Genomic DNA, 251 nt, shown 5'->3' on the forward strand with positions numbered 1-251 from the left:
GTGCTAACTGTGTGTGCAGCGCGCGGAGCTCGGCCCCCATGCCTGGGAAGACCGCATGCCGAAATGGCTGCACGACCAACTTGCAAACGGTCCCAAGATCACCATCGTCAACCGCATCGGTCGAGACGGCCGCCTCATCAAGCAGGAGACGGTGCAGAACGAGACGCCCGGAATCATTCCCATCCTCGCGCAGCTGTCTTCCCTTGATCGCTCCGTCAAGCAGGCCTACTACTGCCACCCCTCCACTCTCC

1 protein-coding gene is annotated in these 251 nt (G+C 61.8%); it reads left to right on the forward strand.

What is annotated here, in order from left to right; translation table 11 throughout:
* Nucleotides 1-55: 55 nt before the first annotated feature.
* A partial coding sequence (locus MN204_RS21140) for a hypothetical protein (protein WP_249873009.1) occupies nt 56-251 on the forward strand: 196 nt, incomplete at its 3' end.

Origin of the sequence: Oceanobacillus saliphilus (assembly GCF_023522835.1) — a bacterium.
Taxonomy (GTDB): Bacteria; Bacillota; Bacilli; order Bacillales; family Amphibacillaceae; genus Oceanobacillus; species Oceanobacillus saliphilus.